General features: G+C 46.6%; 16 protein-coding genes and 1 pseudogene. All 17 read right to left on the reverse strand.

Annotated features, from left to right (window positions below; translation table 11 throughout):
* Positions 1 to 287: 287 nt before the first annotated feature.
* On the reverse strand, positions 288 to 989 hold the full coding sequence (locus tag ASD40_RS23875; protein WP_057305647.1) for a FadR/GntR family transcriptional regulator: 702 nt from the start codon (positions 987 to 989) through the stop codon (positions 288 to 290).
* Positions 990 to 1,079: 90 nt separating this feature from the next.
* A complete protein-coding gene (locus tag ASD40_RS23880; protein ID WP_057305648.1) occupies positions 1,080 to 2,222 on the reverse strand; it encodes a glycerate kinase family protein in 1,143 nt (380 codons plus the stop codon).
* A 115-nt stretch (positions 2,223 to 2,337) separates the two neighbouring features.
* Entirely contained in the window at positions 2,338 to 3,225 is an 888-nt protein-coding gene (gene garR, locus ASD40_RS23885; protein ID WP_200957458.1) for a 2-hydroxy-3-oxopropionate reductase, read from the reverse strand.
* Positions 3,222 to 4,115, reverse strand: a complete 894-nt coding sequence (gene dapA / locus ASD40_RS23890; RefSeq protein WP_057305649.1) for a 4-hydroxy-tetrahydrodipicolinate synthase — start codon at positions 4,113 to 4,115, stop codon at positions 3,222 to 3,224. The genes garR and dapA overlap by 4 nt, the downstream gene beginning before the upstream one ends.
* Before the next feature lie 35 nt (positions 4,116 to 4,150).
* Complete coding sequence (gudD, locus tag ASD40_RS23895) at positions 4,151 to 5,515, reverse strand: glucarate dehydratase (RefSeq protein ID WP_200957459.1); 1,365 nt, start codon at positions 5,513 to 5,515, stop codon at positions 4,151 to 4,153.
* Positions 5,516 to 5,616: 101 nt separating this feature from the next.
* A pseudogene (locus ASD40_RS23900) lies at positions 5,617 to 5,829 on the reverse strand (response regulator); the annotation flags it as partial.
* Between the two features lie 157 nt (positions 5,830 to 5,986).
* Positions 5,987 to 8,638 (reverse strand): Ig-like domain-containing protein, encoded by a 2,652-nt coding sequence (locus ASD40_RS23905; RefSeq protein WP_057305651.1) that lies wholly within the window; start codon positions 8,636 to 8,638, stop codon positions 5,987 to 5,989.
* A gap of 380 nt (positions 8,639 to 9,018) precedes the next feature.
* Entirely contained in the window at positions 9,019 to 13,875 is a 4,857-nt protein-coding gene (locus ASD40_RS23910) for an S-layer homology domain-containing protein (RefSeq protein WP_156390171.1), read from the reverse strand.
* Between the two features lie 243 nt (positions 13,876 to 14,118).
* Positions 14,119 to 15,093 (reverse strand): SGNH/GDSL hydrolase family protein, encoded by a 975-nt coding sequence (locus ASD40_RS23915; protein WP_057305653.1) that lies wholly within the window; start codon positions 15,091 to 15,093, stop codon positions 14,119 to 14,121.
* 613 nt (positions 15,094 to 15,706) lie between these two features.
* Positions 15,707 to 17,113: a sulfatase-like hydrolase/transferase gene (locus tag ASD40_RS23925; protein ID WP_057305655.1), complete on the reverse strand. Its 1,407-nt coding sequence runs from the start codon at positions 17,111 to 17,113 to the stop codon at positions 15,707 to 15,709.
* 45 nt (positions 17,114 to 17,158) lie between these two features.
* Positions 17,159 to 18,802 carry an ABC transporter substrate-binding protein gene (locus ASD40_RS23930; RefSeq protein ID WP_057305656.1) on the reverse strand — a complete coding sequence of 548 codons (1,644 nt, stop codon included), beginning with the start codon at positions 18,800 to 18,802 and terminating at the stop codon, positions 17,159 to 17,161.
* Positions 18,803 to 18,816: 14 nt separating this feature from the next.
* On the reverse strand, positions 18,817 to 19,716 hold the full coding sequence (locus tag ASD40_RS23935; protein ID WP_057305657.1) for a carbohydrate ABC transporter permease: 900 nt from the start codon (positions 19,714 to 19,716) through the stop codon (positions 18,817 to 18,819).
* Positions 19,717 to 19,725: 9 nt separating this feature from the next.
* Positions 19,726 to 20,700: an ABC transporter permease gene (locus ASD40_RS23940; RefSeq protein WP_082562412.1), complete on the reverse strand. Its 975-nt coding sequence runs from the start codon at positions 20,698 to 20,700 to the stop codon at positions 19,726 to 19,728.
* A 96-nt stretch (positions 20,701 to 20,796) separates the two neighbouring features.
* Positions 20,797 to 22,602 (reverse strand): cache domain-containing sensor histidine kinase, encoded by a 1,806-nt coding sequence (locus ASD40_RS23945; RefSeq protein ID WP_057305658.1) that lies wholly within the window; start codon positions 22,600 to 22,602, stop codon positions 20,797 to 20,799.
* Positions 22,602 to 23,624 (reverse strand): response regulator transcription factor, encoded by a 1,023-nt coding sequence (locus tag ASD40_RS23950; protein WP_057305659.1) that lies wholly within the window; start codon positions 23,622 to 23,624, stop codon positions 22,602 to 22,604. The genes ASD40_RS23945 and ASD40_RS23950 overlap by 1 nt, the downstream gene beginning before the upstream one ends.
* A 534-nt stretch (positions 23,625 to 24,158) precedes the next feature.
* A complete protein-coding gene (locus tag ASD40_RS23955) occupies positions 24,159 to 25,868 on the reverse strand; it encodes an ABC transporter permease (protein WP_057305660.1) in 1,710 nt (569 codons plus the stop codon).
* A gap of 12 nt (positions 25,869 to 25,880) precedes the next feature.
* On the reverse strand, positions 25,881 to 26,891 hold the full coding sequence (locus tag ASD40_RS23960) for an ABC transporter ATP-binding protein (protein ID WP_057306288.1): 1,011 nt from the start codon (positions 26,889 to 26,891) through the stop codon (positions 25,881 to 25,883).
* Between the last annotated feature and the right edge of the window lie 75 nt (positions 26,892 to 26,966).

Raw genomic sequence — 26,966 nt, forward strand, 5'->3', positions numbered from 1 at the left:
ATCTGTGTATCGATCACAATTCAAATCATAAGTTTCGCGGTTACAACTGGCAATAGTACGGATCGAACCATCTAAATTCTCAGTGAAATTGCAGCTTATAGGTTAAATCGGACCCCAGTTACCATTCTTTTCAGTTGCATCGTACTATCTTAACCTCTGCCCTTTATAGAATTGAAGCGTATATACATATACATGGTGGATAGAATTGAACGAAAAAAGTCTGCTTGATCTCTGTATCGCAGTCGCGAGAGATTGGCAGACTTTTTAAATGGGCCGTCATGGACCGCTTATTCGTTTTGATATACCTGCAAAAGCTTATTTCGGACATAACTAAGATGGCGGTACATATGAGTAAACGCTTCGTGTGGATCCCGATTAACGAGTGCATTATAGATATCTGTATGGAATTGGACCGTTACATCACGTTCACGTTCCCTAATTTGTCTATCCATTTTGTCATGGGTGATAAGCAGAGGATCTATCATCCCTTCAATGATCGGATTGTCCGCACTCAATGCGATAATCCGATGAAATTCCTTATCCGCTTCCCCATAGTTGTTATCAACACTGCCAGCGATTTCATCTATGGTTTCCTTTAATCGCTTCAACTTCTCGTTCGTGATCTTTTCTGCCGCCATGGCCACAAGTCCCAATTCTAATGCCATCCGCGCTTCGATGATCGCTGGAAGGTTGCCAATGGACAAAGCCAGCATTACCGAGAACGGATTGCTGCCGATTTTATTATTAAAATGGGTGCCGCCACGGGTTTTTCTCGTAATCACTTCAAGTGCTTCGAGCGAACTTAATGCTTCCCGCAGAACTGGCCGACTCACGCCTAACATATCTATCAGTTCCATCTCGGATGGCAGTTTATCTCCAGGTTTAAGCTGACCGCTGACCAACAGCTGAACAATGCTGTCAACGACTTGCTTGGGCAGCGTGTTTCGTTTAACAGTCTCCAATTCAACGCTTCCTTTAAGTTCTACCATATTTACCCTTCTCTCTAAGCTGACTAATACGCATAATCATATTGTAAGACGAATTAGATGAAATAACAATGCAGCCCCATAGCCATGATATTATTTCATCTTGATCCCAATGCTAATTAATCTGCATATTCTAGCTGTGGCTGTTTGAATAAGCTCTTCAGCCGATTCTATACATTGCTCTAATTCCATGGGCCGGGGCACAATACTCATCAGTCCGTCGATTCCATGTTGAAGTACATCATCAGCACCTGTACCTAACCCACCGGATAAGCAGATCGTCGGGATGCCCGCCTGTTTGGCGATCTTAGCCACACCAACAGGGGCTTTACCGTGCGCGGTTTGAAAGTCGGTGGAGCCTTCACCGGTTATGACAAGGTCCGCCTTCTTAAGCTTTTCAGCGAAATCTGCAGCTTCCAACACAAGTTGAATGCCTGGGATCAGCTTCGCATTCGTAAAAAGCAACAGTCCTGCCCCTACACCGCCGGCTGCACCGGCACCCGGAATAAGTGCAACGTCCCTGCGTGTTGACAATTGGGCAACAACCGAATAATTCTTAAGCGCATGATCTAATTGAGCCACCATATCGGATGTGGCACCTTTTTGCGGACCATAAACCGCGGATGCACCTAACGGCCCGCACAGCGGATTATCGACGTCGCATGCGACCTTAATATCCGTTTCGGCAATACGCTTATCCAAATCGGATAAATCGATTCGTACGAGTTTGGCAAGAGCCACTCCACCTTGGGGTAGCTCGTTGTTGTCCGAATCCAGGAATTTGACTCCTAAGGCCTGTGCCATTCCCGCTCCGCCGTCATTAGTTGCGCTGCCTCCGATACCTATAATTAGCTTTCGTAGTCCGTATTCAAGAGCGGCTTTGATTAATTGTCCAGTCCCATAAGTCGTCGTCAACAGCGGGTTCCTTTGTTCCCTCGGTACCAATGGTAATCCGGAAGCAGCGGCAAGCTCGATCACCCCGGTTTCTCCATCGCCGAGAATCCCCCAATAGGAGTCGATTTCTTCACCCAAAGGTCCTACAATTTTTTGTTGGATCATTTGACCGCCGGTAGACATGACAAGTGCTTCTACCGTACCTTCACCACCATCAGCAATAGGTACCTTGCTAACTACAGCATCAGGGAATACGTCCCGAATCCCTCGTTCCATAGCATCAGCAACAGCAAGGGCAGATAAGCTCCCTTTATATGAATCGGGTGCTAATATAATACGCATTTGTGCTTCTCTCCTCTCTTTCTTGCACACAAAAATCTGATAATTCTATACTTAACAAAGAAACCCCCTTATAGGTGATAAGAGGTTTTCATCTGATTCTCGGACTCTTTGATTCTTACCTATTAACTTCAACCTTGGCCATTTTCTCATAGTAGCGAATCAAGCTGCCGTGGTCGCAATCCCCCATTCCATCCACCTTCAAAGCCTGCATCATCTCCATGACCGCAGCCGTGAGCGGTAGTGGCACGCCTACCTCATGGGAGGTTTCCAAGACGTTGCTCAAGTCCTTTATGTGCAGGTTGATACGGAATCCCGGATCAAAATTGCGATCCATCACCAGCGGCGCTTTTGCATCTAAGACAGTGCTGCCGGCCAAACCGCCGCGAATCGCCTGATAAACGAGCTCTGGCTGAACGCCAGCCTTACTCGCGAGCACGAACGCTTCGGACATCGCGGCAATGTTAATGGCAACCACGATCTGATTGGCCAGCTTGGTCACATTCCCTGCTCCGATATCTCCTGTACGTATGACAGAGGCAGCCATGGCTTTTAACACATCATAGCACTGATCGAATACTTCTTTCTTTCCGCCAACCATTACCGAAAGAGTCCCCGCGATCGCCTTAGGCTCTCCCCCGCTCACTGGTGCGTCAAGCATTTCTATCCCTTTTTCCGCCAGCTTCCGGGCGATTTCCTGGCTGGTCAGAGGCGCGATCGAACTCATATCGATAACGACGGCTCCTGACTTAGCCCCTTCGATGACGCCATTCGGGCCCAAAACTACTTCATTCACCTGCGGTGAATTCGGCAGCATGGTTATAATGACATCCACCAGCTCAGCCAAGGCCTTAGGTGTAGAGGCCGTCTTGGCTCCCGCCGCTGCAAGCTCCGAAGCACTCTTACTTGTACCGAGAACAACTAGCTCATAACCCGCTTTCAACAAGTTCCTACTCATGGGCTTACCCATAATACCCAACCCGATGAATCCTACTTTCATTTTCATTTAAGAGCTCCCATCTGCTTCAATATGTCAGCAAGCTTATTTCTATTGATTTCGGAGCAGCTCGTGTTCGGCAAGATCGAGCCTCCCACTTCAAGACCGATGAGGTTCATAGCCTCCTTGGTCACCACCGGAAAACTAGCGAGATTAGAAGCCATGCGAAGAGGAGCCAGCTTAAACTGGGCTTCCAAAGCTCCCGTTACATCCCCGGCTATAAACTTCTCGTAAATTTCAACGACCAATGCCGGCACAATATTCGCCGTTGAAGCGACACAACCTACAGCACCGTAAACCAATGAGCCTAAGATCATGACATCCCTTCCCGCCATGACCTTAAATCCCTTTTCCCGTGTTCTGCGGATATACTCGGAAGTCAAGGTTAGATCGCCGCTGCTATCTTTCACTCCGACGATATTGGGAATATCGGCAAGTCGTTCAATCAAGTTAACGGAAATATTATTCCCCACGCGATCCGGATTGTTATAAAGCAATACTGGCAAAGCAGTGGCTTCAGCTACTTTACGGAAATGCTGATACAACTCTTCTTCTGAAGGCGCAAGAAACATGGGAGGTAATATTGTAATCGCCTGAGCATTTAACGATTCACCTAATCTGGCTAACTGAATGCATTCCTTAGTCGTGATGGCTCCAATCCCCATATAAACCGGCACCCGGCCCGCAACCTGCTCAATCGTAATGCGAACTGCCCGCTCCTGCTGCTCATGATCCAATCCGTAAAATTCACCATTACTGCCTAAAGAAAGGATACCGTGCACCCCTCCTGCGATAACGTGCTCGACTACCCTTCGTAGTCCCTGCTCTTCCACGCATTCATCAGCATCAACGGGTGTAACGATAGGCGGTATGACTCCGCGAATAAGATTAATGTCCATTGTGAACTCTCCTTTATTTCATTTGATTTTCTCGTTTACCGTACAAGACAAGGTTGTTTATGATCGAATTTCCAGCCAGGAATCAAATACTGCATAGCCATCGCATCATCACGTGCTCCAAGCCCTTTCTCATTATAAAGCTGGTGCGCTTTCTCAATTTCAACCCTATCAATCTCAATGCCCAAACCTGGCTTGTTCGGAACTTCCACCATGCCTCCGACAATTGGGAACGGCTCTTTGGTCAGACGCTGTCCATCCTGCCAAATCCAATGGGTATCGATAGCTGTGATTTTTCCCGGTGCTGCAGCAGCGACATGGGTAAACATGGCCAGCGAAATATCAAAATGATTGTTAGAATGCGATCCCCACGTCAGACCCCATTCATGACACATTTGAGCCACTCGGACAGAGCCTTGCATCGTCCAGAAGTGCGGATCCGCAAGTGGAATATCCACCGCGTTCATTTGAATCGTGTGTCCCATCTGGCGCCAATCCGTGGCGATCATGTTCGTAGCTGTCGGCAGCCCGGTAGCACGGCGAAACTCTGCCATGACCTCACGTCCAGAATAACCATTTTCAGCTCCGCAAGGATCCTCGGCATACGCCAATACATGGTATTGATCTCGGCAAAGGCGAATGGCTTCAGACAAAGACCATGCGCCGTTAGGATCCAGCGTTATTCTTGCTTGCGGAAAACGTTCAGCTAGCGCGGTGACGGCCTCGATCTCCTCTTCTCCGCGAAGCACGCCGCCCTTCAGCTTGAAGTCATTGAAGCCATATCGCTTGTAGGCCGCTTCAGCTAGTTTCACGACAGCTTCCGGTGTAAGCGCTTCCTCGTTACGCAATCTTGTCCAGTCATCCTCACTATCCTGTCCGCTCAAGTAAGGAAGCTTCGTTCGATTACGGTCGCCGATATAGAACAAGTAACCTAACATCTCTACACGGTCACGCTGCTGGCCTTCGCCAAGGAGCGCAGCAACAGGAACACCGAGGAATTTCCCCAAAAGATCTAACAGAGCTGCTTCCAAAGCAGTAACTGCGTGAATTGTGATGCGTAGATCGAAGGTCTGCAAACCGCGTCCTCCAGCATCTCGATCCCCAAACAACTTGCGAGCAGTGTTCAGAATATTATTGTATTGACCTAAGGATTGACCAATGATGAGCGCCCGTGCATCCTCTAGTGTTTGACGAATCTTTTCACCGCCCGGGACCTCACCAACACCCGTATGGCCTGCGTTATCTTTAAGAATAATGATATTGCGTGTAAAGAAAGGAGCATGTGCACCGCTGAGATTAAGCAGCATGCTGTCGTATCCAGCCACAGGAATGACCTGCATTTCAGTAATGATCGGCGTGCCTGAAAAACGGTTATTCAGTTGCTCATGTTTCATATCCTGCATCAGATTGTTCTCTTCCCTTCATTAAAAAATAATATAAAATAAGGAAATAGTTATTATAAGTCATATTGTAAGACAAATTAAATTATACGTCAATTTATTCTTTATGATCTGCGATAGCTGAACTCTTCGATGTCGACTGGTTTTAATATATAATGCTCCACGCCAAGCTCGATGGCCTTCTTCGCATATTCAAATTCGCCGTATGCGCTGGAAATGACGATTTTCAACGATTCGTTATGCTTTCTAAGCGACTTCACCAAGCTTATTCCATCCATGATCGGCATTCTAATATCCGTAATCAGTACATCCACTTCATGCGTCGTCCACGATCAACACGTTAAACATCGGATTCCTCCCACTCCAATTAAAAAGTGGCTGCCTCAATGGCAGCCGTCCTAAGTCCAGAGAGCAAAAGCATCCGCCAATCCGGGCCGGATGCTTTTGTTTATGTGTTGTACGATGCTGTATTATTTACTTCGCGGACCATTCTGTGATCAAAGCATTGGCGTCTGTTCCGAGGACGAACATCACGGCTGCGGAGACATTATTCGCCTGCGGCTCGTTATTCAGATGCTTCAGGAAGTCCTGCATATGTTTGGCCGCATTGTCCTTGTCGCCTTTGTCCAATTGATGCAAAGCCTGGTTCAAACTGTTGCGTAATTGTTCAACCAATGGACTCTTCAATTCACCGGCTTCGATATATCGATCCATCAGTTTGTATACTCCTTCGGGGGTGGCGGTAATTGTTAAGCCGACAGACTCATCCATCGTATTGCCTGCCTGGTCGGTGATGACGACCCTCAGGGTATGAAGGCCAAGCTTACCAGCCAAATCAACGGAAGCGCCATTCGTTAGCCGCTCTCCGTTCAAGGTGAGTTCCTTGGTCGCTAAACCGGATAGTGCATCGTTCGCGTTCAGAAGAAGTGTAATCGGGCGATCATCTGAGAAAACTGCACCTTCCGCAAGTGGTATCCCGTCTGCCGTCAGCACAAAAACCGGCTTCGATTTGTCAATCTGGACGATGAGCTCCTTCGTTTGCTCGATGTTGCCTACAACGTCGATAGAACGGTACTCCAGTCGGCTTACGCCGTCATTCGTAAAGGTGATCGGTCCGGCATAGGTTTGCCAATTTGCTTGATCCCCCAGCCTGTACTCCGTTTTCGCTACACCTGAGAGATCGTCATAAACCGACAGTGTGACGGACGCCTCCTTGTTCAGCCAGCCGTTCTGCGGCATCGGATCAATCTGAGCCTTCGTAATCGGTGGAGTCAGATCCCGCAGGGTAACATCGATATACGGCTTAATGTTTTTGGTGTTCATCAAGCTATTAACGTTAAATCCACCATAAATCCTGTAAGTGCCCATGTTATCAGGGTTATAACCGGCGGAGCTCCATGTAACGTTCACCTTTTCAGTCAACCCCGTACTCAAGGTTACATCAAGCTGTGAAGGCAAGTTTAAACTTCCAAACGCTGTACCTTTGGAAACCGTAATTTCTTTCGACCTTGCCCACGCTACAATATCCTTAGGTTGATCTTTGGGATTCCATCCATCATGGAAAATATAGCTGTCTTTATCCCTCTTAATTAAGTATGTATCGGAAAGATACATGGTTGCGGATTGGAATTCATCTGCATAGGCCGCATCTCCTGCACCATTATACATGCCCCGGTAAAGACCCCATTTGGAACGGTTTTGCTGGCCCGATTCAACAGGCAGGTCTCCTCTTTCGTTTCGGCCGGTAATCGGGTTTTCCACTTCAGGGCGTCTGTAGGTTTCGGCTGTCATACCGCCTTCGAAAAGCACCTTACCTGTTTCCAAATCGATAAGCTTACCGTATATATAACCGTTATCGGCTGTTAAAATCGTAACATCAAAATCAAGCCAGCGGTCAACGACCTGTTCAAATGGAATCGTGAATAACGGCTTTATTCTGTCCGCAAAGCCGCCATCAGGATTGTTCCTGAACTCTAGTTGCCCTTTGCCTTCGCTTGAAACCAGAGAAAGGGTGGCTACCGGCTGTCCTGCTGCGTTTCCAGCTATTTCTTTCAGTTGGAAGATGTGCCAAAACCTGTGGGGAGCAATAAAATCTCCGGCATGGTGATCGCCGACATCTTTCTGAAACCTTAAAGTTTCCGATGGGAGCATAAGCCTCCAGTGGTGGGTCACAATGTCGCCGCCCTTACTGTTTGCATCGCTACTTGCAGCGTTGGTGTTGCTTTTAATCTCCAGCCTCTGACGATCGCTTCCCACTTCGCCACGATCGCCGTCGTCCCGGCTTACGCCGTCCGGGGTAACAAAAGGCATAAATTCGTGATAACGCAGAATGTCGGTGCCTAGTTTGTCGGTTCCTGGCATATTTGCGATCCCGTATTTTGCAAGTGCATTCGTATCATTTCTGCCTATGGTCTGCAAATACATGTTTTCCCCCAGCCATGCTTCATTAACTGTCGAAGCCACCGGGTAGTCCCCAGAACGGTCATAGACTGATTGCGACCATGTTTTCCCACTGTAAGACGAGGGGGTGTTCGGGCCTTCAATAGAACCCGTAGTACTGCCATTGCCGATTTTAGATGCGCCCATAACATCCCATACATATTCTCCCCCTCGAATATTGAGAGGCAAATACTTGTCATTGGCTCCCATCCCTGTTATAGGAGGCAAAGTCATATCTACAGTAACAGTTATGGTATAGGTTCGGCTGTTCATACTGTTATTCTTGTCGGTTACCACCAGATAATATAAAGTAGTTCCGCTGGTTGAAAATTGGTCCATCTTGGCATCTCCTTTGTTAATGCCGCTGGCAGCAAAAGAGATGGTGGTTAATTTGTTACTTCTGAATAGCGTCGTGGTAACACCCGGGTTTATCATTACATTCAACATTTGGTATAAGGTGCCGTAGGGCAATGATATATGAATGGTTGCTTGATTCAGATCAACGACTGCGTTTACCGGCTTGTTCACTTCTATTTCCAATAAACCTAAGCTATCTCCTGTCGCTGCATGAACCGATGATGTCGGAAAACCGGATAGGCTGATCAGTGAAAGTATTAGGGCAAACGAAAGAACTAAGCTTAATCCCCTTTTAAAAGCTTGCTGCTTAATCACTTCGAAGAAGAACATCTAAAAGCCTCCTTTATTTTCGTAAAAAACAGCCTTTACATAGCAGGCTCAACTTCTTTCCAAATCCAACCCCTTCCTCCGTATGATCGTTTATTCGGAAAACGCTTTCAACAATCATTATAAATGAATTGATGAAATTTCTAGTATAGGTTTATTTATGATCCCCATGTCATTTTTTACGGTTTTAGCCCTACTGAAAAAAGAAAAGAAAACAAACCGGAACCCGTATTTCGGATTTCCGGTCCTATAACTACTAAACTTCTTTATATATCCGCCCATCCCGAAAATGAATAATCTGATTCGCCTGTCCCGCAATGACCAAAACTAGTGTCCATAGAACCTTCTGTTTGGATCGCAAAATGGGTTTAGGCACCCTAGCCCTAGTGATCCAACATACGCATAACCACCGTGACTGCTTCCGCTCTCGTCGCCACGTCAAACGGTTTAAAAGCATTATTCTCCCGACCTTCAACTAGCCCTAGTGAGTTAGCTCGCGAAACTAACGGCAATGCCCATGGGGGGATCTGAGAACTGTCGCTAAACGAAGTCACAGTTGATGTCCCCTCGCTTTGTGGAATTGCCCTTACTAACATTGCAACCATTTCGATTCGATTTATTGCATCATTAGGACGCAGAGTCTGGTCTTCATAGCCCTGAATAATGCCTGCTTTCAGCGCAGCGCTTAGTTCTCCCGCCGCCCATACCGGAATACTCGCCTCATCAGTAAATTCCGACTTCGTTGGTTCCGGCTTCAAGCCCAGAGCGCGAACTAGCATGGCAGCGAATTGAAGCCTTGTCATCGGTTCGTCAGGTTTAAAGCTGCCATCTGAATAGCCATTTACGATGCCTTTGGCAGCAGCCTGGCTAATGGCATCCAATGCCCAATGTTTCGGCACATCTACAAAAGTCTCAGGCAGTGGTGCTGTTGTTATGGGATCCATCGGTTTCGAAGGCTGTGGGATCGTCGGTTCAGGAACCGGCTTAGGCAAAGGCACTGGATTATACACAGATGAAGAATCCGATGAAGACGAATTGTTTATCTGTGGACGTTTTATCATCATGGTATACGTTTTATGAACGCCAGAGGGCATTGACACATCAATCAGAACAACACTGCCGCTTGCTGCAATGACTAGCGGTCCGCTTTCGTTGCCGCTTCTTACTGATTGCATCGAAGCTCCGTCTACGCTAACCTGGATGTCAGCCCTCTGACTTAAGGAAACCGGCGTAATTTTCAAGTTGTCGATTCCAGTGGGAGCCATCACCGTATAATAGGTAATATCCGAGCGGAAAACTGGCGTGAGTGTCAGATTCGAGCTGATCTGAAGGCTGCTTAACTCCGGCTTGCCCTCTTCCTCTGGCATGTTCCTTCCTGCAGATGGCCCGACATCGGCAGCCGTAAGCGGCTTAAGTGTAGGAACGTTTGCCTGGTCGTACTCATCCGCACCGGCGTCGGGAGTATGCGTCCGCCATTGACCGTCCATATCGTCCAAAGGAACATATGGACCTTGGGCGCTATCAAGCGCGGGACTTAACGGCGACAAGCGAATCAGACCGTCGCTGCCACGGACCAACTTCAGATCACCTTTGTAAGTGGCGCTTACGACTGTTGCATTCGTTGCCACAGCGGCGAGACCATCAGCCATGTTGCCGACATAAGCCGGTCTGCCTGCGGATGTGATATCTTTCGTTTCATTGAATATCGTCCCTGCGTTACTGAAAATAACATTATTAAAAATTTGCGTTCCGGTCGGTTGGAACGTGCGCTGGGCAATTATTACGGCCGATGCTTTATTGCTTAAATTTACGATTGTATTACTGAAAATCTGCACATTATATTGCCGCCAATGCCCACGCATCAACTCCTGCTGCCTTTCTGCGGAAAGGCTCCTAAGTTCCGCGAAATCGTTCGGCCCAGTGCCCCAACGTATAATTGGGTTCGTGCCTCCCTCCGGCCCCGCATCTTCCGTTCCGCCATCAAGCTGAACGGCATCATCCGTAAGTCCTTCCATGTAATTATTATAAATCTTGTGATCATTCCCATAGAGACGGAAACCGCTCGTTCCAGGTTTCTTGCCATCCGCGATAATGAAATTGCCATAAAAGCTGTTGCGATGACCGTGCCGAGCTACCATGCCTCCATAGGAATTCAAGACGGTGTTGTAGCGGATTGTATTATCGCTGCTCTTCACCGAAACGATCTCGTCCTCGCCGTTCAATCCGTCAAACAAATTGTATTGAATCGTAACATGTCCGGGGGCTAAAGATAGACCGGAAAGTCCAAGGCGGATCGCTTCCAATCCGTTGCTTACCCGTGGACCGATATCATGGAAGTGATTATATTCAATCACATCGTACTGCGAAACCGCCTCCTTACCGTCATACGTCATCACTGCGCCGAAGCCGGTCTTTGAGCCGATGTCATTATAAGCGATCCGATTGTGGCTGCTGGTGCCCTCCACCCGAATATAATGCCGATCGGTTCCGTTGTCCGTAAGCAGCGTTGAGTTCGGAGAATGTGGCGTTTCTCCCGTATAAATGGCTCCGTTCGGATCATACGTGCCGCCATAACGGCAGCTATTTTCAACGCCGATCACACACCAAATTTGCTTATTGACGCTGTTCTCGACCTTCGTAAAGCGATATTTCTGACCCGTTTCATCCAAGGCAAATGTATTGCGCACAATGGATACATTGCTGGAATCGTACAATTCCACACCCGGGTGCAGTCCCTTCAACGTTGCGATCCTGTCTTCCGGGACGGCTCGGCTCCGCAGCGTATCCTCACCAAGATTCGATCCACCCCCGGAGTGGAACGTAAGTCCCTCAACCTCAATATAGTTTGCATTTTCAATATGCATGTAGCTGTCGCCTGCGATAACGGCCTTCCTTAGTTCAGCAGCGACAATACGAATCGGAAGAGCAGCCGTACCTGCCTTATCTTTGATAACGAATGGGCCGTTTTGTGTATACGTGCCATTTTGCAATTCAATCGTCGTCCCTTTAGCAGCTTGATCCAGTGCATTCTGCAGTTCTTCCGCCGAATTGACCTTCACCACCCGTACCGGGGGGAGGGGTTCCACGGGTTTATCGCCCGCTTGCGGAGGGCCGCTTGGCTCAGCTGGTTCCTCCACTTTGGGTGCTGTGCCCATATAAAGTTCAACTTCAGTAATACTATTCCAATTACCTGAGCTGCCCGAAGCCGTATTTCCATATCCAACCAGTCTCAGATAACGAACTTCTGCTGGATTAGTCAGCACATAGGGCTGCATACTATCATCTTCGGCTTTGAGTAATCTACTTTTTCGTTTTGGCAGCAGCACGGTCGGATTCTGAAAATCCGCTTGATTGGAGCCTATAATTTCGAAATTGGTTTGACGGTCGATCGCGCTCAGGAAAGCGATATTTAAATAGGTAACTTTTTCAGGCTGCCCCATATCGAACTGCAGCCACTCCCCTTGTCCGGAAGCCGACCAACGGACATCATTATTCCAAACACCGTCCACGACATTGGCGGGAATATTCGTTGTGTTCGGCTGATAGGAACTAGCAGTAACCGTACTTGCGTTCATCTGCACTTGGCCATTCGTTCCTTTGGCCGATAGCCGATAGGCTTGCAGCGTATACGTATTCATCGCATCGCCGCTTGATAATCGGATCGTGAGCTTGTTCATGCCCGGCGCGAGATGAACTCGGGTAACATCGCTTATTGGCTGATTCACCCCTTCAAGATTCGTCAGGGTCACCGCCGTTGAAATACCGCCACTGACTTGCATGGCTAAACGGATGGAATCAGCTACCTGTGGAACGATGACCTCATACCCTTCCATCTTGGAAGGCACGAAGGGGATATTCATCCCGATCTTTTGGCTGCCGTCCCAAACATCAAGAGCGGTTAACTGGATGGCTGGCATTTTCTCCGCAAAGGTGAAAAAGGATCCGTCGGCCAGCTCCGTATCCGCAGCAAAGTAAGCTTCGCCATGCACCTCCACAGGAGTTAATGACAGTGGAACCGCATGGCTGAAATCGCTGCTTCCACTCTTCAGCAGTAAGCCGCCTAGCGGAAGCATCGCCGCTGGAAAGGCAACTTGTACGGTCCCGACATTGCCGGTATTTCGGACCTTCCACGTCCGTGCTGACTGTTTGAAGTCCGCACCGTAGGGCACAGAAGAGGCCATACTTCCGTTATCGCCCCAGAGAAGGTACTGCTTATCCGCCAAAGCTTGTTTAGCGGTTATGATGACCTGCGAAGATGCTTGTCCTTCGCTGCTCCGGCTTGTTACTTGAGCCAATGCTCCTTGCTGATCGCGTGCGATACCTGCGATGTTTTTGCCATAAGTTATGTTGGACTCAGTTGGCCAAACGACCATCGGCGAGGGGCCTGCCGATACATAATCCTTTCCCTTCAACGGCGTTCCGAACTTAAGGGCCATATACGTCTGCACTTGATTTTGCTGTACTTCCGTAAGCGTATCGCCAAAAACGATCATCTCGCCAATTTGTCCATCATAGCCGGATCCTCCCTTGACAGCAGAACCGAGAGACATCGGGTTACTTCCGTTTCCAACCATTGCGAGGCGGGCCTGTGTTGATTTGGCTATCGTTTGCCCATCTAGCGTAATCGCTTGGTAAACAGCACTGGAAACGGCAGGATGCGATTCATATTGAAACCCCCAACTATTGTATTGAAGAGGAGGGATTGAATAGCCTGTCGTGAGTCGTGGATTTCCAGATAGGGTAGCTCCCGAATCCCACAAAACTTGCGAAGTGCCGGAATAAAAGGGGATATACGCTCCGAACACTCCTTTTCCTTGCAAAGTTTCGTAAAAGATTTGAGAGTTCTGATTTGATAACGCTAGCCCCCCAGCAACCAAATAAACACTCGCCTTCTCGACCTGCTCATCCTGGTCAAATAACCCATTTTTGTCCAATAAAAGACTTCCATTGCCTGAACTTCCTGAACGAATAAATTGCACCGATGGCTGGAAATTCAATGCAGGATTGGACGGAGTATACTTCGGCTTGGCCCTCGGACTCTTATCCCCAACCGTCCCGTCATTGATGAAATCATTGCCTTGCGGACTGCTGTCCTTCCATACCGTTATATCGCCATTCCCATTGCGGGTCACGCTGTCGGGATCCGCTTTCAGCCACAATTTCAGCATGTTGGTATCCACACCGCCTGGTGTTCCTGCCACTGCGCTATCTGCATGTGCTTTGGATAAACCTGAATGCAAACCTGCTAAAGTTAAAGCTGCTGCGAGTAGCAAGCTGATTGCCGTTTCGAACGCATTATTAATTCTCTTGACTTTCTGTTCAAATTCACTTCACCTCTTCTTTATCATTACGCTCTTCGGCAACATTTTCAGACAACCGTAAAAGCAGCTAAACTCATCATAAGAAAGCCCTTACAGATAATAAATCTTCAAAACCTTAAACTCATCATCAAAATCTCAAATTCCACTCATCAACCTAGCTAGTTAAATATTCAATTTACCCAATATATGATTAGCTATAATTCTATATCCTTCTGCGTTCGGATGCAGATGGTCTGGTAGTTTGTCAATAAAGGCTTCTCCGAAAATATCCAAACCGTCAACATAAGTCATATTTGATTCCCCATAAGAAATTAGAATATTCACTGCTTCCTGGATTTCTCTCCTCATTGTAACCAAGGTCATTCCTACTAAGTTTTCGTCTGTCTCCCTATGAGGACAATAAATAGGAGAAAATATAAATAGGGGAGTGTTGCGATGCTTTTCCCGAATAATTGATATCAGGCCAATAATTGCAGAACGAAACGTTCGGATGTTTAAACTATTGCCACCCATCACATTAATGCCTAGGCATAAAGAAATGACGTCGGCGGGAAGGTCACGGATGACGCGTGCAACCATTGGTTCCAAATGACATTGTCCAGCAAATCCCATACAAGTCAGGTCCCAACCTTTGTTACGTGCTACGATTGCCGGCCAAGTTTGAGCTGGACTTTCAGCTGATCCGCATTGTGTAATAGAGCTGCCGTATGCAACCCACCGGGGTTGAGTGTTTGGTAAGGGAGTGACCGATGCCCCCTCATCGACTTTTAGCGCTTTCACAATGACAACATCTTTTTGGGAGAAATAAATTTCAACCCTCTTCATGCAGCCTGGCAAGTTTGTAAATAAACAAATTTCTTCTCCTGCAATGAGGGTCTTGGTACCGACTAACTCATTTTCTATAACGATGTCAAACAGCATATCATTATCCGTTATAGCGACATGCAGCTCTACTGAAGTGGAATTACTTATAAAAGCAACTCTAACACCCGCTGTTTCCCCTGCCTTCTCCACTAATTTAGAAGCAAATAAGCTGAGCTGATCATGTGGCAATCGCCACGGCCGGAGTCCGATATCACTCGTTTCTATTGAAACGGCACCTCGAAACCACTCTTTATTTATTTCAATTGTTTGCATGCATCAATTCACCTCTTTATAAATAGGCAAGCTAGAAGTGCCTAACCTGCCAAATTGTGGAACGTTTTGTAAAATAAGACCACAAAGTGTGCTTATCCGCTGCATTTCCTTCCTTTCTTGGCGTATGAACGAACAATAAGCACTCCTGCCTTGCTTATGCCTTCAAAACAGCAAAAATTCGAACAAATAAGCACGTTCAGCTACCTTATTCTCTCTATTAAGGGAACTTTAGGACTCTATTTAGGCAAAAAGCAGAGATACTAGAGTGTTGGCGGAACTAGAGTACCTTATTTCCACGAAAAGAGCTGAATTTCCCAGCAACAAAATAGCGCACTGTAGTTCCCTCAACCTAGCTATATTGACACTTTTGGCTGGAATAGCGCACTGTAGTTCCCTCAACCTAGCTATATTGACACTTTTGGCTGGAATAGCGCACTGTAGTTCCCCCAACCTCGCTATATTGACACATTTTACTGGAATAGCGCACTGTAGTTCCCTCATCTCAGCGCGAGAGAGGCAGGAAGGTAACTCCTCGCTCACTCCAAAACATACGCTTTCTTATAAAAGAAAAAGTCGCGATTTCCGCGACTCTTTATGAGATAAGGCTCTTGGCTCAAGCCAAGGGTGTAACAGGAATCACCGGCTTATCCTGCAAAATATCACAGGAAGCCTGCATCCATGAAGCCAACTCGGAAGCAAGCCGTTCGATGACCCCGGCATTTGCCGGCTCTGCCGACAAATCTTGTGTTTCCCATGGATCGTTTAGCAGATTGAACAACTGGATTCGTTCCGTTCCTGTGTTCGTCACTGGCGAGCGATAATAACGGATCAGCTTCCATCGGCCGTCCGTTACCATCCGCTGGACATCTCGATAAACAGAGCACACGATACCGCGAACGGCATCGCTTTCTCCTGTAAAGATGGGACACAGACTTATGCCTTCCGTTTCCTCCGGCAGATCGACGCCGCATAGCCTTGCAACGGTAGGAAAAATATCAATATTGCTTGCCAGCGCAGGCTCCTGCTTGCCCTCCGGCACGCCTGGCCCCCTGAATATAAGCGGTATACGTACGCTGTGCTCGTAAAGGTTCTGTTTGCCCATCAGTCCATGTTGCCCGACCGCCAAGCCATGATCCGCTGTATACACGACGAGTGTATCGTCATAAATGCCCTTAGCCTTCAGCGCTTCGACGATTCTACCGATTTGCGCGTCCAAATGGCTTATCATCGCATAGTAATCGGCAATATGTTCGCGAATTTCGCCCTCGTCCCTCGGCCATCGTGCAAGCTTCTCATCCCGACACGTCAGATCGCCAGTATCGAATGGATGCTCCCTCATAAAGTTCGGAGGCAGCGGAATGTCGGATTTGTCGTACATGCTAGCATACGGCTCCGGTGCGGTTCGGGGATCATGCGGCGCTGTATACGCCACATACAGGAAAAACGGCCGTTCCTCTCGGTAATCCTCAATAAATTGGACGGCTGCGTTCGTAAACAACTCCGTCGAAAACGTATGTTCGTTATATTCCTGTTCCTTCGGATAAGCCCCAGTCAGGTCATAATCGTACACAGGAACCTTTGTATGCTCGCTCATACCGTGAAAAGTTAGCTTATCCCCTCCTTCAAAACTTCGGGCGAAGCTTGCCTTGTCGTTATGCCATTTGCCAATCGCATGAGTTCGATACCCGGCACCCTGCATCGTTTGCGGCATTAGCCGAACATCCGGACGAATGACGCTCGAATGCTCCCGGTTCATCATATCCTTGCCGATCGTCGCCCGGAAGATAGGAATACCCGTATGGACGCACGCTCTGCTCGGTGCGCAAACCGCCCCGGTTAGGCCGCCAAATATATGAGTGTTACGACAAGATGTCCCGCTGGCAACCAATGAATCCAATACCGGCGTCTGCACGGTTTCATCGCCGAATGCTCCAATGGCTTCACCACGATGATCATCCGCTATGATAAATACGACATTAGGTCTTTCGGCTGAAAGCTTCTTTAAGTACTTCTCTTTCATCTTGTACCTCACTCTCACCAGACAGGAATGCTTCCGGATGCGGCTCTACTTTTTCGATTTATACTGGGTATAGGCTTGTTGATAAATTTCCAGGTAGCGTTTAACGTTCATTTTGTCCAAAGTGTTCAAATAGTTGTTCCACTCCTTGTCAATGTCCAGCGAACCTGTAACCGTTTTCGCAAAAAATTCAGTTCTGTAGTCCGTAAGCGTCTTCTCAAGCGTAGAGAGCTCCTCCGCTTGTTCGTTGGTGAAGAACAATGGCGGCACAATTTTGCTCGGGTCGATTTTGTAAGGCTCGTATTTTTTAGTTTCCTTATACAAAATAAGTTCCAGCGAATTTTTTGGATCCGCTGCCACGCTTAATCGCAAGTCGTTTGTTCGCAGCGAAGGTCCTGCCTGCGCCCAGTGAATATTTTGCAGCTTGCCAAACGTGGCAATCGGTTTCCATACGGCTTGCTTCCCGTTAACGCCAAGCTCTCCTTGCTCTGGACGCACCCACTCCTGACCAGGACGGCCCTGCGTGCTGCGCAGAGTCGCTTCTTCCGAAAGCAGCAGGTCAGCCATACGGAATGCGGCAGCGGGATTTTTGGCCTTATTGGTGATGACGTATTGACCAGCAGATACCGCGTAAGGATTATACGCAGTTGAACGTATACCTGACGGTCCTTTGAGCGGAGGTACCGATACGTAGTCTTTGAATCTCGAGTTATCGACTTCGACAAATACCGTTTGGTTTTGTGAGGCTATAGCTCCGGTGATCGGGATTTCCGGGTTCATGCCCATTTGTTTCAACTGGTTTCTATCCTGTGTAAACGTTTGCGGAGAGATTAAACCTTCAGCAAACAGTTTATGCATATATGTCAAAGCGTCCTTCCACTCCGGTTGATTATAGGCAACTTGAACCTTTCCATCCTTAACAAAGCGCAGGTTGAAATCCTTCTCGATAAAAGCGCTGGTCAGAAAAAGGTCCAACGTAGATGATGGGCCATTCGTAGCGCCGACAAGAGGGATCTCATCTGCCTTCCCGTTTCCGTTCGGATCTTTTTCTTTAAATGCTTTTAGTACTTGATAAAACTCGTCAATCGTTTCCGGCATTTTTAAACCAAGCTTATCTAGCCATGGTTGATAGATCCACATCTTTTGACCAAGTGAGCAGTGGTAGCAATCATTAACCTGAGGGACCGAATAAATTTTGCCGTCGGGCATGGTAATCAAATCTTTGACATAGGAAACCTGCTCGAACATCTTTTTCATTTCAACGCCGTATTTGTCAATATACGGGTTCAGCGGAATAAATACGCCATCCTTACCGTAAATCGACTGCTGAATCGGCGATACACTCATATTAAGCAGCACGTCCGGATAATCGCCGCTTGCAAGTGAAACGTTAAGCTTCTCTGCAAATGTTTTTTCCGGAGCGACCTCCCAATCGATATGAATGTTCGTTTTCTCCTCCAGCCACTTAGTGAACTCGTTCGTTGCAAAATTTTCGACAATGCTGGAGCCTTTGACCATGACCCTGAGCGTCGTCTTTTCTTTCGTAATCGGGAATTCGCCCGCTGCTGTGACTTGATCGTCCTTGCTTGCTTCCGTCTTTTGGTCATCTCCCTTTTGTCCGCTGTCCGCACATGCGCTTAGAAGGGCTACAGACGTCGTAATCGCGATTAAAGCTGTTAGAGCTATTTTCATTTAAAAACCTCCCTTTAGCCTTTTAATGATCCAATCATCATGCCTTTGACAAAATGCCTTTGTATGAATGGATAGATGATGAGCACGGGCAGCGTAGACACGACGATCAGGGAAAATTTCAACAGCTCCCGCAGACCATCTCTTGCCGCTTGATCGGCAACGTCGGTTATCATCGACGCATCGACCTCGTTTTGCACCAAAATATCCCTTAATACCAATTGAATCGGGTACAACTCCTGATGTTTTAAATAAAGCAGTGCGTTAAAATATTGGTTCCAATGTCCGACTGCGTAAAACAAGGAGATTACAGCTATGATTGGACCTGACAAAGGAAGCACGATTTTCCGCACAAACGTAAAATCACTGCATCCATCCATTTGAGCGGCTTCAAGCAATTCATCCGGAATGGTTGTTTGAAAATATGTACGGGCAATGATCATATTCATAACGGCAAGCGCTCCCGGAATAATTAAAGACCACCTAGTGTCGATCATACCCAGCTCTTTCACAACCAGGTAAGACGGGATCAATCCGCCTGAAAACATCATTGTGAATACAAACAAAGCCATAATGGCATTGCGTGGCATAAAATCTTTTCTCGAAAGCGGATAAGCCGCAATGAGTGTAAAGAGCACATTGATCGTCGTTCCCACTACGGTATAAAAGACCGAATTCAAAAAGCTAGACATAATTAAACGATGCTTAAATACCGCCTCATAACCCGCTAACGTCGGCTCTACCGGATACAACCAGACTTTACCGGAAATAACCGCTGTGGATGAGCTGAAGGAAGCGCTAACAATATAAACCAGAGGATAAAGAATCGTAATCGTAAAAATGAATAGGATGATGTAATTCAGAATTGTAAAAAGCCTGTCATCCGCACTTTCTTTAATGCTTCCCGTCATAGACATGCCCCCTTATTACCACAGACTGGTTTGCCCCAACTTTCTGGCTATCCGATTGACGGTAACCAGCAGGACCAAATTAATGACTGATTTAAACAATCCAATGGCAGATGAGTAGGAATAGTTGATGGCTGTTGATGCCAAGCCGACCTTGTACACAAAAGTATCGATCACCTCAGATGAGCTCATATTCAGCGGATTCTGCATCAGCAATACCTTTTCGAAGCCTATGTCCAGAACATGGCCGGTGTTCATGATGAGCAAGATAACGGCAACCGGCATAATACCCGACAAGTCAACGTGCCACATTCGCTGCACTTTATTGGCTCCATCCACAACAGCTGCCTCGTGCAGCGAAGGATCAACAGCTGCAAGCGCTGCCAAGTAGATGATGCAGGAAAAACCAACGTTTTGCCAAATACCAGACCAGACAAAAACGTGTGAAAACCATTCGGGTATGCCCATGAAATTGATTGTCGGCAATCCGAAATATTTCATAATCGTTTGAATCAGGCCAACCCGCGGGTCCATCATTTGCAGAATGATGCCTACCATCACGACCACGGAAATAAAATGCGGTGCGTAAGTGATCATTTGCACGGTTTTCTTAAAGAAACGAGCGTTTACGTAATTCAAGGAAAGCGCAAGAATGATTGGGAACGGAAACCCTGCAAGTAAACTATAGATGCTGAGCAGGATCGTATTTTTCATAATCCGCACAAACTCATAAGAATGGAAAAAACGATCGAAATGCTTCAGACCTACCCATTCGCTGCCCCATACTCCTTTAGTCGGAAGATAATTTTTGAACGCAATCAATGCCCCATACATCGGCACGTACTTGAATATGAGCAAATAAATAATCGGCAGCAGCATAAACAGGTAGAGCTGCCAATGGCTGGATGCGTTCTTCTTCAGTCTAGACAAGTAACTTTCCTTTTTACCGACAGTTGCAGACAACATATTGCTCTTGCTAGCTGAAACTTCCATAAATCCCTCCCTCTCTCGATGTCCATGACTCGGTATGTTTGATGTCTTTCTATATGTAGCATACAAAAAATAGGGACAACCGAGCATTGTGCTGTTTTACACCAGCATGACTTTTTTTGCGCTGGACGACGGCAAGCGAATCGTAACCTTCGTGCCTACACCCAAGTCGCTTTGTATGGAAAGCCCATACTGCTCTCCTAACACCATCTGAATCCGATTATGCACATTGAGCAGTCCGATGCTGCCTTCGAATGTTTGTTGTGCATCCAACAGCCTATCCTCCCGGCTGTTCTGGAAACGCATATTCAATTGCAAAAGGGTTTCCGCTTCAATACCGCAGCCATTATCTTCCACAATGACATAAAAATCCGCTTCATCCTTCCAGGCGTCAATAATAATCGAGTGAGTATCCTCGATCCCATAAGGAAACGCGTGCTTAAACACATTTTCGACCAAGGGTTGCAGCGTCAAGCGAACCATGCTGTCCAGCAAATAATCCGTACTGATGCGAACATCGATTTCAAATTCGCGCTGGTTGCGGTATTTCATAATAGACATAAAATACAGAATGTGTTTCAACTCGTTGGCTACCGTAATTTTCTCCAAGTCGGTACGTATGGAATAGCGTAGCATATACGACAGAGAACGAACGATGTCTTTGATTTCGCTTGATTTCTGGATAACGGCGTAACAAATAATAATTTCCAGCGTGTTGTACAAGAAGTGCGGATTAATCTGTAATTGCAGCGATTGAAATTCGGCCAGCTGCCGTTTCATTAAATTGTCCTGATTGCGCAGCTCGGTCTCGTAAACCCGCTCGACAAGCTCTTCCAGCCGGGTAACCATCGTATTGTAGCTGGTGATAAGCTGATCCATCTCATCACGGCTTCCGGTCAGAGGTACTCGGGTCCAGTGACCTTTGGCCGTCTGACTCATCCCGTTTTCCAGTAGTCGAACTGGACGAACGATAGATTGACCGAAACGGTAAGCTAGAAATAAGGCCAAAATCAATGTGAAGATACCTACGATTAGCGTTGTTTGCCGCAAGTCTGATATCGGCTTGCTCTGTTCAGCAACCGACATGCTGGCCACCAGCGTCCATCCGGAATAGTCGGACTTTCGACTAAAGAAAACCCGCTCCGGTTCTCCAGGCAATTCAAATATTTGGTCTTTGTTGGCTTCAACCGTATTGAAATGCATCCCGTCAAGCTGCTTGCCGATCCGGCTCGGATCCGGATGGTATAATATTTTCCCGCGATCGTTGACGATAAAAAAATATCCGGATTGTCCGAGCTTTATGCCCTTCCAGAGCGTGTTTAGCTCCCCTATCTTTAGTTCGAAGCCCATAATGCCTTTAAATGATTTCGATGAGGTTCGGTCCGCTAATTTGCGAATAAGTGTAAGATGACCGTCCAGAAATCCGGAATCCTGAATCGTCAGCTTCCCGTTTATATCATCGTCTTCCTTCATCTGTTCGACATATTCTTCAAAGCCTTTGTAATTAAAAGGAACAATGTGGATATTGAAATCCGTTGCCTGGAACCCGTTATAACCGATAATGTACGTCATTGATATTTCCGGATTGTTGATGAGAACAGGTTGAAATACCCCCTTCATGGCAATTTCGGATGTATAAAAGCCAGGAGTTGAATTGCTTGGAAGATCAAGAGCCTCTTTCACGACAGGAGAAATCAGAATAGAGACCGTTGCCCGCTCGTAACTTTTCAAAAATAAATCGGTTTCATGCAAAACATTATCAACGATTTGAGTCAGCAGCCCTTCATACTGATTCTCCAATTCGTTGGACGACCGCCAATAACCGGTAACCCCCACCGTCACCAAAGTCAGCGCGATAATAATGACAAAGTAAATGTAAACCTTGCGTACCAGGCTGTTTTTCATTACTTGATCCCGAGCAGCCCGCGATATTCGGTAGGGGAATAGCCCGTTGCCTTTTTGAAGACTCTGGAAAAGTGGGGGTAGCTATCGTAACCGACCTCGGCTCCAATATCTAGGATTTTGTAGTGCGGAACGGCAAGCAGTTGTTTGGCTTTATCGATTCGTTTGCGCATCCGGTATTGCACGAAGGTCTCGTTCGTATTTTTCTTAAAATAATGGCTGAAATAGGTCGGTGTCACGCCTAGCTTCCCAGCAACCATGTCCAGTGAAAGCTCCTCCTCGAAAAGATGCTCATCGATGTACTGGATAGCCGCCTCCAAAACGTTGATTCTTTCATGCTTGCGATACTCACTTAATCGTTGTATCCAAATTCCGATTTCAGCCTGAAACCATTCGTACGTAATCGTGGTGACCGTGTTCTCCTCGAAAAGCGGCTTCACCTCAACCCTGTACGTCCCTCTGGCATTCAGTTTCTTAAGAAGCAGCCTGACAGCGTCGTATACCCGCTGGTACTGCTGAATGTCCGTTTCAACGGGGAACAACTCCCTCTTTCCCACCTCAAGCAGTTCATTGGCCCGAAGCTTGTCCAACATCCAAACCGCTTCCTCCAATTGATCAGCCCACTGTTCAAAAAGGGTGAAGGAAATAAGCGCCGCTTCCCGCATGGCGAGCACTTTATCCAGCACCGGAAAAAGCTCGATTTCTGTAATAGGCTTCAGCAAATATTCCTGTACACCGTACGACATACATTTTTGCGCATATGCAAAATCCCCGTATCCCGAAAGCACAACGACTTTGGTGAAGAGCTTTAGCTGCTGAATATTTCGGCATAGTTCCAAACCATCCATACGAGGCATCCGAATATCAGTCAACACAACGTCCGGAGGGTTAGCCATGATGTTCGACAACGCTGATACACCGTCTGAAAACGTATCAATCTCACTAAACCGTTTATATTCGCCAATTAACGTTTTGAGACCAATCCCGATGATAGGTTCATCGTCAACAATAAAGATTCTGGCCATTCGCTTGCCCCCTGTTTATTAACTTTTGATCGCCACCTCGGACTGCCCGTACGCGGATCTTTGACTGTGTCTGGCTCCATACTTTATTATGTTACGATTTCCTTAAGCCTGCATACCCATTAAAACCTAAACAAAGTCATCAAAATGCAAATTCCTTGCCCTTAATAAACCAAATGGGCATGTAAATGAAAATAGACCATTCGGCAAGGCTACCGAATCGTCTGTCTATGTGCATATTGGCTGAATAATCGTTTATTTGATCCAGCTTATTCGTCGGCTTGACTACGTGGACCTACATCATGTGATCCGCCACAACGATAATGGTAGCATGCTTCAGGGTTTCCCCTACTATCGCCACATCCGCACCGCTGGATCCGCTCGCCATCGATCCTGCTATTGGATAAATACTTGTCCCTTTTTGGCCATGAAAAAATCCCCTCCAGTTTAGCAGCTTTCAAGTCCATTGTACCCATGGACTTTTCTACACTGTCAACCATAAGGGGATAATATCAGTAGGAAGGTTTTTTGTTGAGACTAGCCTTTACTTCTTCTCCCGTATACAAAATATAAGGTAAGGGCTGACATAATCATCAAAATCACAGAATAGACAAGAGTCAGCGCTTTTGTATCCGCCACCGCGTCTGCGTCTGTACTATTTTTGATAACGATGCCCAACGGCTGGTACAGAGGGTGATACAGAAATACCGTCAGGTCATAATCCGCCAATATCCCGTTGAAATTCAAAGCAAGGACAGCCAGCGTGGAGGGAAGAATGATAGGCAGAAGTACCCTTCTGAAGGTATAAAAGGATTTGGCACCCAAATTTTTGGCTGCATCCTCAAGATTACTGTCAAGACTGAAGAAGGATGCCTTCACCATACGAAGGGTAAATGGAATGTGGACGATCACATAGGCAATGAACAGCAACCATACGGATCCGACCAACACGTTATTGCCAATAATAAGCCGAGGTGTGCCAAAGGTGACAATCAGACCGATTGCAATTAATGTTGAAGGCAGCATCCATGGGATCAGCAGGGAATACTCCAGCATATCGGTCCAGGTATTCTTATATTTATGCAAGATCCGGGAAGCCATTAAAGCCAAAGCCACGACGGTAATTGCCGCTGCCGCTGCATAGCAGACACTTACCAGATAAGGTTTAAAAGCGGAAAGACTTGAAAACACTTGGATATAATTGTTTAATGTCAAATTGCTAAAGGAAATCGATGCTTTTGCAATGCTTTGGGCATCTGTAAAGGAAAAAGCAATAATAAGAATGACTGGAATGACATAGATCAGAAACAGAAGATAGGCTGCGGCATGGGTGAGCACATTCGCAAGCGGATTAATGATTTTTTGCTTAACCATCTCGGATTTAACTTTGGATACCGACATGAAATTTCCTTTTCTTTCAAACCGGATCATGATGGACAGCAAAACCATGGTTGCCAATCCGAGAACGAGCGCAAGCAACGCGGCTAAATCTTTGGAATAAGTGCTGTTGGCGAAGGCAAGAATCATTGGCGTAATCGTTTGAAATTCCGTCCCTCCAAGAATCAGAGGCGCCGATGTTGCAGCTAATCCTGTCAGAAAGAGGAGAATCGTCAACGCATAAATAGTCGGCTTCAAAACGGGAAGTACGACCCGTCTCAGAATATAAAAGGGTGATGCCCCCATGTTTTTCGCTGCTTCGATTGTTTGAAAATCCACTTTACGCATAGCATTGCTTAGAAAAAGGACATGGTTGGATGTACACGCGAACGTCATGACAAATAGAACTGCCCAATAGCCGTGAAACCACGTCGTATCAAAGGAAGGAAATACAAAGGTCAAGACTTTCGTCATAAGTCCCGTTTCACCGTAAATCAATTTGTAACCGGATACCAACACAACGCCGCTGTAGATGAGTGTTGTAAAATAGCCAAGCCTTAATATTTTTGCGCCTTTGATATCAAAGTACTCGACAACCAGAACCAAGAAGATCCCGACAAGGTTTACCGTAAAAATAAGCGAAATCGCTAAAATAAAGCTGTTGTACAAGCTTTTCATGGCACGAGCGGAGGATAACAGCTTCTGAACGGGTTCAAGTGAAAAATTTCCCTTACCGAAAAAGATTTCATAATAAACATTAAGATTCGGATAAATCAGAAAGGCGATGACAAACCATGCTATTAAAGCATAGAATATCCATGTGGACAAAGAGACGGACGACCGCGCTTTTTTAGTAATCTGTACGTTCAACAATGTTACCCCCTAGTACTGCAAAATATCGCCGGCGTGCATATAAATGTCAATCTCATCTCCCGTTTGGTATTGGACATGACCTTTTTCTGTTTCAACGGTCTTCAATATCCCGCCGCCTGCAATCTCCACCGAATACTTTGTGTAAATGCCATAAAATTCCTGATCCACAATTTTCCCTTTTAGTTGTACGGCATTTTTACCCTGAGCTATTGGTGTGAGGCTTATTTTTTCGTTTCGAATATAAGACTTTTTGGCGGGATCAATGAAATCCTTTAAGGGAGAGTTCTGAATAATCGCCGGTTGAATCAGATTAATATCGCCTATAAAATTACAAACAAATTCCGTCTTAGATTCATTGTAAATTTCCCGCGGCGTACCGACTTGTTCAACAATCCCCTTGTTAAATACAGCGATTCGATCCGATAAAGTCAAGGCTTCTTCCTGATCATGCGTTACATATACCGTAGTGATCCCAAACTTCTTCTGAAGATCCTTTAACTCGTTACGCAATTGCACTCTCAGCTTGGCGTCCAAATTGGACAAAGGCTCATCCAATGCAAGTATGCTTGGCTTAAGCACAAGAGCCCTCGCGATAGCGACACGCTGCTGCTGCCCGCCGGATAACTCGGACACTTTTTTGACAAGCTGTTCCTCGCTTAAATCTACTTTTCGGGCAATCTCTTTAACCTGCGCATCTACTTCGGCTTTAGAGAACTTTTTCACCCGCATGCCAAAAGCAATGTTTTCGTAGACATTTAATGTGGGAAACAGAGCATAGCTTTGAAAGACCATGCTGATTTCACGCTTTTCAATAGGCACTTGGGTGATATCCCGATCATTCAACAGGATCTGTCCACTCGCAGGGTTTATAAAACCTACCAAGCTCCGAAGAATAGTCGTTTTCCCGCATCCCGACGGCCCGAGAAACGTAAAAAATTCTCCTTCTCTGATGTTGAGATTAAGGTTCTTGATAGCATGAAAATCGCCGAAATGAATTTGAACATCTTTAAATGTAATCATTTTTAACCTCTGCAAAAAGTATTTTTTAAATAAACAGGCTGCATGCATGGAATATTCCAACATGCAGCTTGAATG

This window comes from Paenibacillus sp. Root444D2 (genome assembly GCF_001426375.1).
Lineage (GTDB): Bacteria > Bacillota > Bacilli > Paenibacillales > NBRC-103111 > Paenibacillus_E.